Here is a 14,884-nt window from a genome sequence, read left to right as displayed (position 1 = left end):
CTATCTTGCATAAGCAAACGTTAACCCGCATCCATATGATTGTTAAAACCTACGGCAGTGCCATACAGGGCGTAGATGCCATCACCATCACTATTGAAGTGAACGTTGCTTCACAGGGAAACAAATTATTTATTGTAGGACTACCCGACAATGCCGTTAAAGAAAGCGAGCGGCGTATTGAGTCCACCATTAATCATCTTGGACTAAAGATGCCGCGTACACGCACGGTGGTGAATATGGCCCCTGCTGACATCCGCAAGGCCGGTGCCGCCTATGATCTGCCCATTGCTACAGGGATACTCTGTGCAAGCGGACATGTGGCCACCAATGTACTGGCAGATCATCTCATTATGGGGGAGCTTTCGCTCGACGGCACAGTACTGCCTATCAAGGGAGCGCTGGCTATGGCTATACAGGCCTGCCGCGAAGGTTTCAAAGGCTTTGTATTACCGGCACAGAATGCCCGCGAAGCTGCTATGGTAAAAGAAATGCGGATATATGGTATTACGCATATTTCGGAACTGTTGCAATTTCTCCGGCAGCCTGACAGCCTGCAACCGGTACAAACTGATACCTGCGACCAGTTATTTGCCTCACAAACAGCAGCTGACGCGGATTTCAGTGATGTAAAGGGCCAGCATAACATCAAGCGGGCGCTTGAGATTGCGGCGGCAGGCGGGCACAATGCCATCCTGGTGGGGCCGCCAGGTGCGGGCAAAACCATGCTGGCCAGGCGTCTGCCGGGCATATTACCTCCGCTCACACTGGCGGAAGCATTGGAAACCACCAAAATCCATTCCGTGGCAGGCAAGCTGCTGCAGGGCATTTCATTAATCACGCAGCGGCCTTTCCGCGCGCCACACCATACCGTGAGTGATGCAGCCCTGGTAGGCGGCGGCAGTATTCCCCAACCAGGAGAAATTTCACTGGCACATAACGGCGTACTGTTCCTTGACGAGCTGCCGGAGTTCAAACGGAGGGTGTTGGAGGTGATGCGGCAACCGATAGAAGAACGAAAGGTGGTGATCTCACGGGCACGTACTGCCATTGAGTTTCCGGCAGGTTTTATGTTGCTGGCAGCGATGAACCCATGTCCCTGTGGCTACTTTAATCATCCCGACAAAGCCTGTACCTGTCAGCCGGGTATGGTGCAGAAGTATCTGAACAAAGTATCCGGACCACTGCTGGACCGTATTGATCTGCATGTGCAGGTGACGCCGGTGCCGGTAGTGGCTTTATCATCATTACAGGAAAGTGAGAAAAGTACGTGTATCCGTGACCGTGTAACTGCCGCGCGGGTTATACAGGCGGCGCGGTACGCTGCCACACCTGGCATCTATTGTAATGCACAGATGACCAGCCGCCAGCTGCAAACGGTGTGCATACAAGGTAGCAACAGCCACACGCTGCTGAAGGAAGCCATATCCAGGTTAAAACTCTCTGCCAGGGCCTATGACAGGATACTAAAAGTAAGCCGTACCATAGCAGACCTGGCAGGTAGTGAAACTGTGCAGCCTGTGCATATAGCCGAAGCTATACAGTTCCGCAGCCTGGACCGTGAAGGATGGGGTAATTAGCTGTCAGCTTTTAACAGTATCCAGCTTTTCGTATTCTTCGCTAAGCTTCTTTTGTATTTCCGGTGGCACAGCGGCATATTCGGCAAACTGCGCTTTTATTTTGGCCTTGCCCTGGGTTACATTGCGCAGGGCCGAAAACAGTTTATCCAGTTCTGCCTGGGGCGTACGTGCTTTGATGACCTGGTAGCCATTCAGTGTATCCATACCTGTTATAATGCTGCGGCGGCTCTGTAATTCGCTCATGATGTCGCCCATCATTACATCGGGTGCGGTGGCCTCGAGGTCGAAAACCGGCTCCAGGAGCTGCGGTGAGGCCTGGTGGAAAGCATCACGAAAAGCCATCATGCCGGCTATCTTAAAGGATATATCGTTGCTGTCTACCGGGTGCATCTTGCCGTCGTATACACTTACCCGTATGTCACGCACATACGATCCGGTGAGCGGGCCTTCCTGCATCTTTTCCATGACCCCCTTCAGGATGGATGGGAGGAAGCGGCTGTCGATAGCGCCGCCTACGATACAGTTGTTGAATACCAGTTTGCCACCCCATTGCAAGGGAACTTCTTCCGTTTCGCGCACGGTATACTCTTTCATGGCAGGCATGCCTTCATACCAGGGTTCTATCTTCATAAACACTTCGCCGAACTGGCCTGCACCACCTGATTGCTTCTTATGCCGGTATGAGGCGAGCGCAGGTTTGCGGATGGTTTCGCGGTAAGGTATTTTTGCGGGATAAAATTCCACCGGCATCTTATAAATATTCTCCAGCCGCCAGCGGGTCACCAGCAGATGCAGATCGCCCTGCCCGTGGAGGATTACCTGTTTCAGTTCGCGGTTGAACTCTACTTCCAGGGTGGGGTCTTCTATATGTATCTCCTGTAATACTTCGCTCAGCTTCTCATCATCCGCCTTATTCTTCGCTTCAATGGCTACACGAACTTTAGGCCCGGGGAAATGTATGGGGTCTATCTGGGCGCCGAAACTTTTATCGCAGAGGGTATGGTTGGTGAATGTGTTCTTCAGCTTCACAGTACAACCGATATCCCCTGCGCGCAACGACTCCACGCTATTACGGTTTTTACCATCTGCAATGAAGAGTTGTCCGATGCGCTCGGTGGTATTCCCTTTTTCATTGACCAGCTCGATACCTGGTTTTATCTCGCCTGACATTACTTTAAAAAATGATAACCGTCCGATATGCGGCTCCTGTAAGGTTTTGAAAACAAACAGGCATGCGGGACCAGCCGGATTACAAGGTACTTCTTTACCTTCTTCCGTCAGTTCTGCGGGCATTTCAATGGCTGATGGCGCTACGTTGTCAATGAATCCCATCAGGCGGCCACTGCCCATATTATTAGCCGCTGAAAGGCAGAAAACCGGGAATACCTGGTGTTTCATCATCCCGATTTTAATACCTTCCCTTAGCTCATCTTCATCGAGATTGCCTTTCTCAAAATATTGCTCCATCAGTGTATCATCATTTTCGGCTGCCTTTTCTACCAGGGCGTTGTGTAGTTCATCTGCCCTGGCTTTCTCATTGTCGGGGATAGGGAGCTTTTCAGGTTTACCGCCATTTTCAGGGAATCGGTACATAGTCATTTTAAGCAGGTCGATGATGGCATTGAATCCGGGCCCCTGATTTACGGGATATTGCATAATGGTAACAGCATTGCCAAACACGCGGGCGGCATCATCCACAGCTTTGTTGAAGTTGGCCTGTTCTGTGTCAAGCTGATTTACTGCGAGGATGGTGGGTTTGTTGTATTTGTCGACATAGTCCCAGATCAGCTCTGTACCTACTTCCACACCATACTGAGCGTTGAGGAGCAATACAGCGGTGTCGCATACACGAATGGCAGCAATTACTTCCCCGATAAAATCTTCGAGGCCGGGTGTATCAATTATATTGATCTTATAGTCCCGCCATTCAGTATGCATCGTTGTCGCATACACGGAGTTGTTGCGTTCGTGTTCTATTTCGTGATAATCAGAGGTGGTATTTTTTTCTTCTACTGTCCCGCGCTTGGAGATAATGCCGGCTTCGAATAACATTGTTTCGGATAGTGTAGTTTTTCCGCTTTTGGGTGCGCCTAACAGTACGATGTTTTTGATATGTTTTTCATCATACGTCTTCATATGTGGAGTTTTAGTCAGGTTATCGTTATCACTGATCCATTGCAAAGAACTTACTATTAAGTTAACGTTTTTTGAGGTAAAATGACAGGACTTTTACCAGAAATATGTTACAACATACAGTACCTTTGTGCCGGAGAAATCTGATATATGAAATTATTACTACGTTACTTAAAGAACTATAAAGGGCTTATTGCGTTAGCCTTACTACTGGCGGCTGTCAACCAATTGTTCTCACTGCTTGATCCGTATATTTTCGGAAAGATTATTGACCAGTTTGCCTCTCATCCGCACACTACATTGAAGGGTAGTGATACGGCCCGTTCGGAGGGCTCTTATCTGAATGGTGTATTGTTATTATTGGCGGCTTCCATTGGCGTGGCCATGGTATCCAGGATTGCCAAGGCATTTCAGGATTATTTCGTAAATGTAATAGTACAGAAGTTTGGCGCACAGGTGTATACCGATGGGCTGAAACACTCGCTACGTCTGCCTTACCAGCAGTTTGAAGATCAGCGTAGCGGGGAAACACTGGCTATATTGCAGAAGGTAAGAACCGACTGTGAAAAATTTATCACTTCCTTTGTGAATGTACTTTTTGTTGCATTGATAGGAGTGATCTTTGTAATGGTGTATGCCATCAGCGTACACTGGACATTGGTGCTCGTATACCTGGGAGGGTCTGTTTTGCTTAGCATGTTGATGAATGTGCTGAGTAAGAAGATCAAGGTGATACAGAAAACCATTGTCAAGGAAACTACTGCGCTGGCGGGTTCTACAACAGAATCACTGCGTAACATTGAGCTGGTAAAAAGCCTCGGGCTTACTCAGCAAGAGATCAGGCGCCTGAACTCCACCACGCTGAAGATACTGGTACTGGAGCTGAAGAAAGTGCGCAGCATACGCAGCATCAGCTTTGTGCAGGGAACCTTCGTGAACTTCATGCGCCAGGCGATTCTCTTCCTCCTCTTATTTTACATTTACCGTGACATTGTTTCCATCGGTCAGCTGATGACATTACAGTTGTATTCCTTCTTTATTTTCGGGCCTTTGCAGGAGTTAGGCAATATCATCCTCAACTATCGCGAAGCACAAGTATCGCTACTCAATTTTCAGAGCATCCTGAATACACCCGTAGAAGAGATGCCCGCCAACCCGGTGAAGGTGCGGCATATCGACGAGCTTTCATTTGAAGGTGTGGGATTCAAGCACCTGACAGCTACGACCAAGGCGCTCGACAAGGTGAACTTTTCAGCGAAGGTGGGAGAAACTATTGCCTTCGTAGGGCCTTCAGGTTCTGGAAAAACCACGCTGGTGAAGTTACTGGTGGGCCTCTACAAACCCAATGAAGGGCACATCCTGTACAACGGCGTGGATGCCAATGCTGTGGATATGGAGGAACTGCGGCACCAGGTAGGCTTTGTAACACAGGATACGCAACTGTTTGCGGGGACCATTAAAGAAAACCTGCTGTTCGTAAACCCAGGCGCCACTGATGCCGAGGTAATGGAAGCATTACACAAGGCCTCCTGTCACTCTTTGCTGGCACGGGCCGACAAAGGACTGGAGACTGTCATCGGGGAAGGTGGTATCAAGATCTCAGGCGGTGAAAAACAGCGTCTGTCCATCGCCCGGGCATTGCTGCGCAAACCGAGGTTGCTGGTGTTTGACGAGGCGACTTCTGCTCTGGATTCCATTACCGAAGAAGAGATCACCAAAACCGTGCGGCAGGTAACTTCCAGCAAACAGCATATCACCGTGATGATTGCACACAGGTTGAGCACCATCATGCATGCAGACCGCATCTATGTACTGGAAAAAGGGAATATCGTGGAAACGGGCAGGCATGAAGATCTGCTGGAGGAAAAGGGGCTGTATTATGCTATGTGGCGCCAGCAGATTGGCGAACGTAAACTGACTCTGATTTAAGGATGCTTTGATTTTCCTGTTGATATTTGTTTGATTTGTTGCGTGAGATGATCGAAGGATAATTAAATGATAGTATTGAGAGAAGCCCGCCTGGAAGGTATTCCGGACGGGCTTCCTGCTTTTGGGTCAAATCCATAGCAATCAGAAAGTAAATACTTAAATTTGCTGCCATGAGTACAAAGCAGCCCAAACGCCCTAATTACATGATGAGCCTGTTGACAATGAAATGTCCCAGGTGCAGGAAAGGAGATATGTTTAAAGACACGAACCCCTTTCATGCGAAGTTTTCGAAGATCTTCAACATGTACGACAACTGCCCGGTGTGTGGACAGAAGTATGAGCTGGAAACGGGCTTCTGGTTTGGGACAGGCTATGTAAGTTATGCGCTGTCTGTGGCGTTCAGTGTGTTTAACCTCATCTGGTATGCCGTATTTTTCGGGTTGTCGTGGAGAGATAACAGCATCTTTATCTGGCTGGGTGTGAATGGCGTATTGCTGGTATTGATCCAGCCCTGGCTGATGCGGATATCGAGGGTGGTATATTTATATTTCTTTGTGTATTATGATGAAGATACCGCACACCTGCAGAAGGACGCGCATCAACACGAACATCATCACTGAGAAAAATCTATAGGTGAAAACAATTTGGGGCTGTGAAAACAGCCCCTTTCTTTTTCAACCAAAATCTGAACCAATGGTGGTCAGAAAATCTTTACTCTGCAAAAACCAGATCAATGAAATGAGGGAAAACTGCTCATGCAAACGTGGTGGGACAATCAATTCTCACGCTCTTATAAAAGTGGCGCTAAGCTACGAAATGAAATCGTATAACGCCCCGTAAATTATATAAATGGTAATAAGCAGTTTTTTATTAAAAAAAAGAGCCTTCATTCTCATGACATTAAAAGAAAAATAGTATTTTCAGTATAGCGATCAAGATAAGCCGGTGTGCACATCTGTTAACACCCGAAAGACCTCGAATGTTCTTTCCACCGGTATAAAAATTCAGTCATTCATCTTTTATGCCTGCTGTTTTAACACAAAAACCAGCAGCATGTGTTATTTAAAGTAATCATTACAGTCAACGACGAGGAGCTGAATGCACTGGAATGTCATCTCTACTTTCATCAGGCCACTGATTACAATGGAGAACCGACAACACAACCCGGAGGTGACATTGCTCATATTGTTGTTGGATCTGGCGGCGCCATCGGGTTATTTGACCGGATAATTTCCGGCAGGCAAACGCGGGATGAGGTTATTACCTTTCTCCGCCGGGATACATATTCCAGACTGAAAGAGCTGCGTTCACGAATGCTTACTGTATAAAATACGCAGTGTATTTCACGGATGCAGATGAGCAGCCTATGCAAAGCTGTCTGCGAGGGAACTGAAGCTGAATCCTTCCATACACAGACATCCATGGCCCGCTGCCTGAAACCGTACATTCATTTCCGTTAGTATCCTTTAAAACCTCTCATCCGTGCCTTTAAACATTCACGCTATTGATGTTTCTGATGACGATAATGACCGGGATTGGTGAGGTAATCTCCCTAAAAAAATCAACAGAATCACAGTAAATCATAGTAGTTTTATAACCAAAACACCAGTATATCGTGTACAGACCCTTATTTTTATTCATACTCGTTTTAGTAGTGGCAGCGTGCAGGAATAATAGTCAGCAAAGACCTAAAGGAACGGAGAAAGTTATCCCGGAAGATGCGCGTATAAAGGACTTCAAGCTGATCAGCGGAGGCACCGGGCTTGATAGTGCCGTGTTCACTAAAGCAGATATCACAGTATCCTTCAATATCTCACCGGATTCAACCCAGACAATTCATATCACACAACGTGGAAAACGGATGATCAACTACATCCGAAAGATGGATAGCGCTGAAAAAGCAATACCCGTGCCTTATCTCTCTGTTTCAGGAAAGGATACGCTGGTGGGCTTTCATATTCCCAATCAATACAACAACAAACATTTTTTCTTCAAAATAAAGAACAACAAAGCTACTTATACCAAGACGATACAGTAATAAAAATTAAAAGGACCGGCTATAAAGCCAGTCCCTTTAACATAACTGAGCGTACGAAATCACTATTTGAAATCAATAGGGATTGCTAATTTTACGCTGAAATTTCGTCCCACATTATACACACCGGAGCGGCCGGTAACCTCATTCACAGGTGCATATTTCAGCCTGCTTAAATGATTCTGATATGCCACATCGGTAAAGTTGTTCACCGCAAAATGCAAGGAGAATAATACTTTATCTTTCTTATTCACGAAATCAGAACCAAAGCCTGCATTGAACAGCGTATAGCTGCCGGTAGGCGTTTCTGTCTGATATGCAGAGAAGACATCATTCTGTGCAAAGTTCATATCCATCTGAACACCAACATAAGCATTATGCAAGGGGCCGCCCACTTTCCTGAATTTGCCTTTCAACTCAGACAACCATCTGCCTGCCGGGATATTAGGCAGGTACCTGGTAGAATCGGTACCATTGGCAGCAGTACCTTTCACATACGACACGGTATTCTCAAAATGTAGCCAGTCGATAGGGTGCGGGTGTATATCCAGCATCAGTTCACCCCCATAGAGATTCGCGTTAGCCTGTTGATATTTGAAGGCGGAAAATCCTTCATCATTGTCGTTTGCAGGGATAGAATCCGTACCTGCTGCATTGAACAGCTTACGGGAGAAGATGAAGTTATTGATATGATTGTAAAAGAGATTAGCGGTCAACGACACATGCTGTGTGCTGAAGTCAATGCCTCCATCTATCTGGGTACTTACTTCCGGCTTCAGGTCCTGATTGCCGTATTCATACTTGATAGTGCCTTCATGCACACCATTGGCAGAAAGCTCTGCGATATTGGGAGCACGGAAACCTCTGGCCACATTGAGTTTTAGCGTAACCTGCTGGCTGGCTTCATAGCTGATGCCGGCGCTGGCAGAGAAGTTGGAGAAATTCTTCTTAAATGCATCGAACTTGGCATTACCACTGTTGGCGGGCTTTCCGTCAGCATCCAGGAACAACGCTTTGGAGTTGAGTGAACGTGTATCAAAACGAGCACCTCCAGTCAGGGTCAGCTTATTAAATGTTTTGCTGGTCACTGCGAAGGCCCCAAAATCAAACAGATCGTAAGCGGGGATCAGGAATTCTTCTCCCTTATTTTCGTTCTTCTGTTGCATACCATTCACGCCTACCGTAGTTTGCCAGCCATTCATTTCAGGCAGGTAATATTTCAATCCGTAATTGAACGTTTGCAGTTTCAGATACAGCCCGGGTTCATCGGGATGTAATATTTCACCATACTCACGACGCTGGTTGAGTTGGTACCCCAATGTTAGGCCGATACGGCCGCCATTGTTCAGGTAAAGGCTATTATCCCATACGAGTTTCTGGTGGTTGATCTGCTGCTTGGGTACAGTCATGCTATAAGAGGTGTTGTCGCTGCTGGTAACTTCCTCTTCACCTGCAGTGCCGTTATTATTCACGGGCTTAATGAAATGTCCATTGCTGGCGCGTTCGCCTTCCACCAGTCCCAGGTGCTGGTTAAAGGAAGTAAAGCTCAGGCGGGAGTAGCCCCATTGCTTATTGATACCAATGTTGGCGCCGAAGTTGGTATTGTTGAAACGGGAGTTGAAAACGTAATCGTCGTATTTATTTTTATAATCATGCGCCTGTTTCTGTGTGATGTAAGCTCCCCAGCTGAAGCCATTATTGTTACCGGCGATGTCGGCATGATATGCCATCAGGCCGTTGTTCGTCTGGTAGTTGGCCGCGAAGTTGCCTTTTATTTTACCTGATGGCAGCGGAGTCGGAGGAACGATATTCACTACACCGGCAAGGGCGTCGGAGCCATATACCAGGGAGGCCGGGCCTTTCAGCACCTCTATCTTACTGACATTGTAGTCGTCCACTTCGATGCCGTGTTCGTCTCCCCACTGCTGCCCCTCCTGGCGTATGCCGTCGCCTACAACCACCACGCGGTTATAACCGAGGCCTCGAATGAAGGGCTTGGAGATAGCGGGACCGGTAGATAACTGACTTACACCAGGCACTTTCGCGATCGCATCGATAATGTTGGTAGAGATCTGGTCATCGAGGTAATCGCGGCGGATTACACTAATAGGAGTAGGTGTTTTCTTGACAGATGTTGCCAGGTTGGCGCCAGTGATCACTATTTCATTTTTTTCTATCAGTGTTTCTGAAAGTTGGAAATCCCTGCTGGTAGTGCCGTTGATGGAAACAATTTCCGTGATGGCTGAATAACCGATAGAATGTATTTCTACGGCATATTTTCCTTTGGGAAGATTTTTAATCGTATAGTTACCCTGTGCGTCCGCAGCTGCACCTACATGCAGGTCTGGCAGGTATATAGTGGCTCCCGGCAGGACGCTGCCAGATTTTTTATCAGTTATTTTTCCGCTGAGAACATTGGAATTAGGTCCCTCTTCAGGGATAGCACCGGCATAGACAGATGGTTGAATGAGCAGCAATGCGCTCAGTACGCTCAATATAAAAACACGCAAATAATGCATATCTGAAGAATAAAAGATCAGGAAATATGGAAGGGCCGTTACTGTATTTCACAATAACAGGTATAATCATCAAAACGTTGATGACTGTCGTAAAAATCAGGAAAATAAGAATGGGGGTGCCCGGGGAGAAAGTTCCCGATGGGAGGAATGAGACAGCTCTGGCAGCGGCTGTAGAAAAAATACCCACACCACCTGCTGAACAGGAGCTGTGCATATAGTAAGATATTGTTCGTAAGGTTCTACCCCTATCTGCAGGAAGCTACAATGCCGGTGATGGGATGAAATGGTGACCCCGTCCGTATCACAGCGTTGGTCCGGTGTGTCCTGGTGGTTGGCAAACAGGTGTATAAACTCCCGTGGGATAGTATTGATAGTAAATACTCCCAGCAGGATAACTGCAAAAATCCTTTGTATCCAGTTTTTATACACAGGAGCAAAGGTAATAAACTTTACCTATTTGCAACAATGTTGCACAATATATTAATGGAATTATAAGGATCAGCGGACTTTCAGCATGGGCCTTACCTGTTGTACGGAGCCATTCTGGAAACGGGCGTAGTAGATACCTGATGGCAGCTGCTCTGCATCGAAGATAAAAGTATACGTTCCTGGCGTATGCGTTTTATTGACAGGCACACTGATAAGGCGCCCCATGGTATCGAAAATCTGGATCATGGTATTGCCATTACCAGTAATGTAGGTAATCGTTGTGGCGTGAGCAAAAGGGTTGGGACTGTTGGATATAAGATGTTTATCCCCTGGATCATCTGGCAGGCCGGTAATCACACCGCAGGCCACACCGCTGATCAGCGGCAGTCGCTGATAGTCTTTCTGGAGAATGCGGCCCAGCTCTGTTTGATCCACGCAGAACCATTGTTCCAGGATAGAAGCATATACGGAACGGAAATCGTACTGCATAGGAATGTTGTCGATAACAGTAGTGGTATCTGGTAAAGCAGGCGAATTACCCAGCACACCCTGCATCACATAATCGCCGAAGACGATCATAGGCGCGGCAGCGCCGTGATCAGTGCCCATACTGTAGTTGGACTTAATACGGCGTCCAAATTCCGAGAAAGTCATCCCTACCACCCTGCGGGATGCCTTCAGGCCGCGCAGATCGTCCATAAAGGCTTTGATCGCATCCGAAAGGCCGCCAAGCAGGCTGGCATGTGTGCCTTTTGTTGTATCGCCACCTTCTGTCTGACTGGCATGCGTATCGAAGCCACCGATAGTTACCATATACAGCCTCGTTTTAAGACCGCCTGCAACGAGGCGGGCAACGATCTTCAGTTGATCGGCTAGCGAGTTGTTGGCTGGATATGGTCCCTGGCTCGTTACATTCGAGGCCGCATTCATGATGGCTTTGTCGTACTTGTTGGTTTGCTTGGCGATCTGACGGATGTAAGCCAGTTCCTTTCCAGCCTTGGTATTGGGCACAGGATCCATGATCCCGTTCATCAGGTTGTAAAAGTCTGTAGCGCTGGTGATGGCCATTCCCCTGCTATAGGTCTGTCCCTGAAAGGCTGGTGAAACAATCGATCCTATCTGTATGGCAAGCGGATCAGGATTGTTATCATCAGGATAATTCTCAACAGGCCCCGGATATTCTTCATCGAGGAAACGCCCTGCCCATCCGGAGTTCAGGACTTCGTTTGAGTCGGACCCGGTGAGCCATATATCGGTTGCGCGGAAATGGGAAAAGTTGGGAGAAGGATAGCCCACACTCTGAATGATGGTTACCTTTCCTTCATTATAGAGCTGCTGTATGCCTTTCATGGAAGGATGCAACCCAGCTTTGAGGTAGCTGTCCAGCCGCAGTACTTTGCCTTCAGGAATGGCGATGTTGGTCCGTGCGGCCTGGTATTTTCCGTATACATCCAACGGAATCACCATGTTGAGACCATCATTACCTCCTGTGAGCTGTATCATCACCAGCACATGATCGTTGTTCACAGCAGCGCCACTCAGCGCTTTCAGCATAGGCGAGCTGGCGAAAGCCTTTATTGAAAAGCCGTTGATGATGGTAGGCAGGATAGTGGCAGGGGCAGTATATTTAAGAAAATCTCTTCTTTTCATAAGATGTTTTTCAACAATCAGGATAATTGGTATTCAGACAGGTCCATGATGTACCTGAAGAGCGACTGCAGCCGCACCTTTACATCATCGCGATATACGGCATTGCCGGGAGAACCCTTATAATTGTTCCAGGCATTGGTCCAGTAATAATCGGATGACTGACCCGATAAGAGGATATTTGTTTTAAGTGCATTCTTCAGGTTATCGGAAACTCCTACACGATAAAGTATATCGAGCGAGTCATTTACCAGGGCAACCGGATCAGATGGATTAGGCAGTTTGTCTGCAAATGCGATGGCATCTATATTCAGTCCGTTGAATCCCGTGTCGCTGATCAGGGTATCGCTGAGGCGATTGCGTTTGGGAAGTGTGTCCGTGTTGATCCACAGCTCATGGAAGGAAGGCTCCTGGTAGTAGGCATCCCAACCGGCTACCAAAGGGGGATCTCCGATGTTCTGTAACATGAGAGCCATGCGTGTACGTATATCAGACCAACGCTGATACTGTGTGGTAAAGTCGGTTGGGAATTTCACACCGTATTCACGGCACATACCGATGCAGAAGTCTGCGGGACTTTTGATAAGGCAGGCCATATTCAGCGGATCAAAGAAGTGCTCGCTGGTAAAAAGTGTTCTCAGCGTAGTTTTGATGTCGAAACCACTATTACGGAACACATCGGCCAATGGGGCGATTACATTTGCTTCTGTAGCCTGATCTATATCGTAGTATACAAAGAAGCGGTATAATTTACGACAGATGAATTTGGCAACTTCTGGCTGTCCGAAGATGATGTTCAGTAAATCATCGACCTCTGTAGCGCCCTCCGGGCCTGTTTTGCCGGAGATAACTTTATTACTGTAGAAAGAAGAAAACTCTTTGTTGCCAAGATCGTGTTGTGTAGTATTGAATGTGCTGACAATGTTATTTACATCCACGCGGAAACCAGTGAGTACGCGGGCGGTGGCTCTCACATCATCTTCTGTATAATGCGAGTCAGGGCCTTTACCTACGGTGAACAACTCATGCAGTTCGCGAGCGTAGTTTTCATCGGCAGCTCCTTTTGAATTGAGATATCCGTTGAGATATACTAGCATGGCGGGATCCAGCGTCACTGCTTTAGTGAGGGCTTTGAAGTTCCCTAATGCATGCTGACGTAATGTAAGATTGTACTGATAGATGAAACGGCTGTCGTTCACCATACCAGTTTCAGTCACGAAGTGATTATGCCAGAAGAGCACCATTTTTTCGTGTATGCTTGCCTGTTGGTTAATCATCTGACCGGTCCACCAGGATTTGTAGGATTCGATTCTGTCTCTTTCTGTCTGTTTGTCTCCAAGCACAGCTCTCACCCAGGTGGCGCCAGGCGCTACTCCGGTAGAGTCAGTGCCATAGTTATTCACCGGTGGTTGCGGATCTGACTGCGGTGTAAGCAACGTGTCCACAATCTGTTGCATGTTCATGCTTTTGAAGGCATTAACATTTTCCGGCGCCGCACCGAACATGGTGCGTTTGAGGAGATGTATCAACTGCTGAATCCCCCATGATCCGGTATAGGGGGCAATGCCTGTTGGGGTGCGGCCCGCAGCTGGTGCTGGCGCTTTCCTTGCAGATGATAAGGTTAGGAATTGTCTGCGATGCATAAGTTGATATGGTTGATTAAAGCAGATAGCTTTTTTACCCGGACAGCAAATTAGTAAAAAGTTTAATTTATTCCGAAAGAAATAATTGTTAATAGAAATATGACACTTTGAATATCAGCTTGACACATTTTATATCAAACTGATTTACAATAGTTTACAAGACTTTTTTGCTTGTTTTTACAAATACTTATATATACCTTTGGTTGATATTTGCGCAAGCAAAAAAGGGAGCTGTCTAGTCCCCTCGAAAGAACGAAGACAGTCCCTATGTTTTCAGTTTGGCACCAAAAACGACTTATGATTGACCCAATCTTATTTTATTCTCAAAATTCCATGCCGGGGTACCTCCCGACTGTAGCCATTCTTACCTGTTATTACAATGCCTGGTTTTATAATACCTGGTAACTATTGTCCATTTTATTCATTTGATAAATTTCTTTTCTGGTAAAAGCCGGAACAGGATATTTATGCGTTTAAAAGTCAAATTGATTATAAAAATATCACCTCATAATTTTAAAAATCAGGAGATTATATATTACAATACAAATATAATCAATTATGATTACAATAGTAATATCGCAAGCATCTTTCTCTCAAAAAATCAAAATTCATTCAATTCAATACAAAAGACAGCGTAATGAACTATAAAAATTCAGAAGGCCGGTATACTGTTTCAAGGTTTATCAAAATCATCAGAACGGAAATGGGGCTTAAGCAAGAACAGATAGCTGACACCCTGGGTATAAAGAAGAGTACATATGCTACATATGAAGATGGTAAAAGCCCGGGCAGTGCTGAGTTCCATGAACAATTCCTGCAACTAACGGGTATCTATCTACGACATTCTGATGAAGCAGATCGTATCATTTTTGTTGACAAAAGTAAATTACCTCCGCATGTAGTGGAATACCTGATAAACAAAGAATTTCCAGGGAAAACATAAAAAACCGGTTCGCTGCCGTTGCTGTATTA

Annotated in this window: 11 protein-coding genes; 7 read left to right on the top strand and 4 right to left on the bottom strand. The window is 46.6% G+C overall.

Annotated elements, in window-relative coordinates; genetic code table 11:
• Window positions 1–35 precede the first annotated feature (35 nt).
• The gene (locus tag VM802_RS02055) at window positions 36–1,577 is read left to right on the top strand and encodes a YifB family Mg chelatase-like AAA ATPase (RefSeq protein WP_325527443.1); all 1,542 of its coding nucleotides are present in this window, start codon (window positions 36–38) and stop codon (window positions 1,575–1,577) included.
• Window positions 1,578–1,580: 3 nt separating this feature from the next.
• Here the strand turns inward: VM802_RS02055 and fusA2 are convergent, their stop codons facing one another.
• Window positions 1,581–3,713, bottom strand: coding sequence for an elongation factor G2 (gene fusA2, locus VM802_RS02050; RefSeq protein ID WP_325527441.1), 2,133 nt, complete (start codon window positions 3,711–3,713; stop codon window positions 1,581–1,583).
• Window positions 3,714–3,860: 147 nt separating this feature from the next.
• On the opposite strand from fusA2, the gene VM802_RS02045 reads away from it, so the two are divergent.
• The 4 genes from VM802_RS02045 to VM802_RS02030 all read left to right on the top strand — a co-directional run bounded on the left by VM802_RS02045 (window position 3,861) and on the right by VM802_RS02030 (window position 7,677).
• Window positions 3,861–5,639 carry an ABC transporter ATP-binding protein gene (locus tag VM802_RS02045; RefSeq protein ID WP_325527439.1) on the top strand — a complete coding sequence of 593 codons (1,779 nt, stop codon included), beginning with the start codon at window positions 3,861–3,863 and terminating at the stop codon, window positions 5,637–5,639.
• Between the two features lie 170 nt (window positions 5,640–5,809).
• Complete coding sequence (locus VM802_RS02040) at window positions 5,810–6,259, top strand: DUF983 domain-containing protein (protein WP_325527437.1); 450 nt, start codon at window positions 5,810–5,812, stop codon at window positions 6,257–6,259.
• Between the two features lie 435 nt (window positions 6,260–6,694).
• A complete protein-coding gene (gene tssD / locus VM802_RS02035) occupies window positions 6,695–6,967 on the top strand; it encodes a type VI secretion system tube protein TssD (protein ID WP_325527435.1) in 273 nt (90 codons plus the stop codon).
• Window positions 6,968–7,254: 287 nt separating this feature from the next.
• Window positions 7,255–7,677, top strand: coding sequence for a hypothetical protein (locus tag VM802_RS02030; protein ID WP_325527434.1), 423 nt, complete (start codon window positions 7,255–7,257; stop codon window positions 7,675–7,677).
• A 62-nt stretch (window positions 7,678–7,739) separates the two neighbouring features.
• Here the strand turns inward: VM802_RS02030 and VM802_RS02025 are convergent, their stop codons facing one another.
• Window positions 7,740–10,193 carry a TonB-dependent receptor gene (locus tag VM802_RS02025; protein WP_325527433.1) on the bottom strand — a complete coding sequence of 818 codons (2,454 nt, stop codon included), beginning with the start codon at window positions 10,191–10,193 and terminating at the stop codon, window positions 7,740–7,742.
• Window positions 10,194–10,219: 26 nt separating this feature from the next.
• On the opposite strand from VM802_RS02025, the gene VM802_RS02020 reads away from it, so the two are divergent.
• Window positions 10,220–10,411: a hypothetical protein gene (locus VM802_RS02020; protein WP_325527431.1), complete on the top strand. Its 192-nt coding sequence runs from the start codon at window positions 10,220–10,222 to the stop codon at window positions 10,409–10,411.
• Between the two features lie 280 nt (window positions 10,412–10,691).
• Here VM802_RS02020 and VM802_RS02015 read toward each other — a convergent pair whose 3' ends face one another.
• Window positions 10,692–12,272: a DUF1501 domain-containing protein gene (locus VM802_RS02015; RefSeq protein WP_325527429.1), complete on the bottom strand. Its 1,581-nt coding sequence runs from the start codon at window positions 12,270–12,272 to the stop codon at window positions 10,692–10,694.
• A gap of 17 nt (window positions 12,273–12,289) precedes the next feature.
• On the bottom strand, window positions 12,290–13,912 hold the full coding sequence (locus VM802_RS02010; protein ID WP_325527427.1) for a DUF1800 domain-containing protein: 1,623 nt from the start codon (window positions 13,910–13,912) through the stop codon (window positions 12,290–12,292).
• A gap of 637 nt (window positions 13,913–14,549) precedes the next feature.
• Between VM802_RS02010 and VM802_RS02005 the strand changes: the two genes are divergently transcribed.
• Complete coding sequence (locus tag VM802_RS02005) at window positions 14,550–14,855, top strand: helix-turn-helix domain-containing protein (protein ID WP_325527425.1); 306 nt, start codon at window positions 14,550–14,552, stop codon at window positions 14,853–14,855.
• The last annotated feature ends 29 nt before the right edge of the window (window positions 14,856–14,884 follow it).

This window comes from Chitinophaga sp., assembly GCF_035538455.1.
Lineage (GTDB): Bacteria > Bacteroidota > Bacteroidia > Chitinophagales > Chitinophagaceae > Chitinophaga.
This window is presented reverse-complemented; position numbering and strand designations above follow the sequence as displayed.

Coding starts and splice junctions, on each gene's coding strand:
- VM802_RS02055 (WP_325527443.1), top strand. CDS start 36: ATGATTGTTAAAACCTACGGCAGTGCCATACAGGGCGTAGATGCCATC.
- fusA2 (WP_325527441.1), bottom strand. CDS start 3,713: ATGAAGACGTATGATGAAAAACATATCAAAAACATCGTACTGTTAGGC.
- VM802_RS02045 (WP_325527439.1), top strand. CDS start 3,861: ATGAAATTATTACTACGTTACTTAAAGAACTATAAAGGGCTTATTGCG.
- VM802_RS02040 (WP_325527437.1), top strand. CDS start 5,810: ATGAGTACAAAGCAGCCCAAACGCCCTAATTACATGATGAGCCTGTTG.
- VM802_RS02025 (WP_325527433.1), bottom strand. CDS start 10,193: ATGCATTATTTGCGTGTTTTTATATTGAGCGTACTGAGCGCATTGCTG.
- VM802_RS02020 (WP_325527431.1), top strand. CDS start 10,220: ATGGAAGGGCCGTTACTGTATTTCACAATAACAGGTATAATCATCAAA.
- VM802_RS02015 (WP_325527429.1), bottom strand. CDS start 12,272: ATGAAAAGAAGAGATTTTCTTAAATATACTGCCCCTGCCACTATCCTG.
- VM802_RS02010 (WP_325527427.1), bottom strand. CDS start 13,912: ATGCATCGCAGACAATTCCTAACCTTATCATCTGCAAGGAAAGCGCCA.
- VM802_RS02005 (WP_325527425.1), top strand. CDS start 14,550: ATGAACTATAAAAATTCAGAAGGCCGGTATACTGTTTCAAGGTTTATC.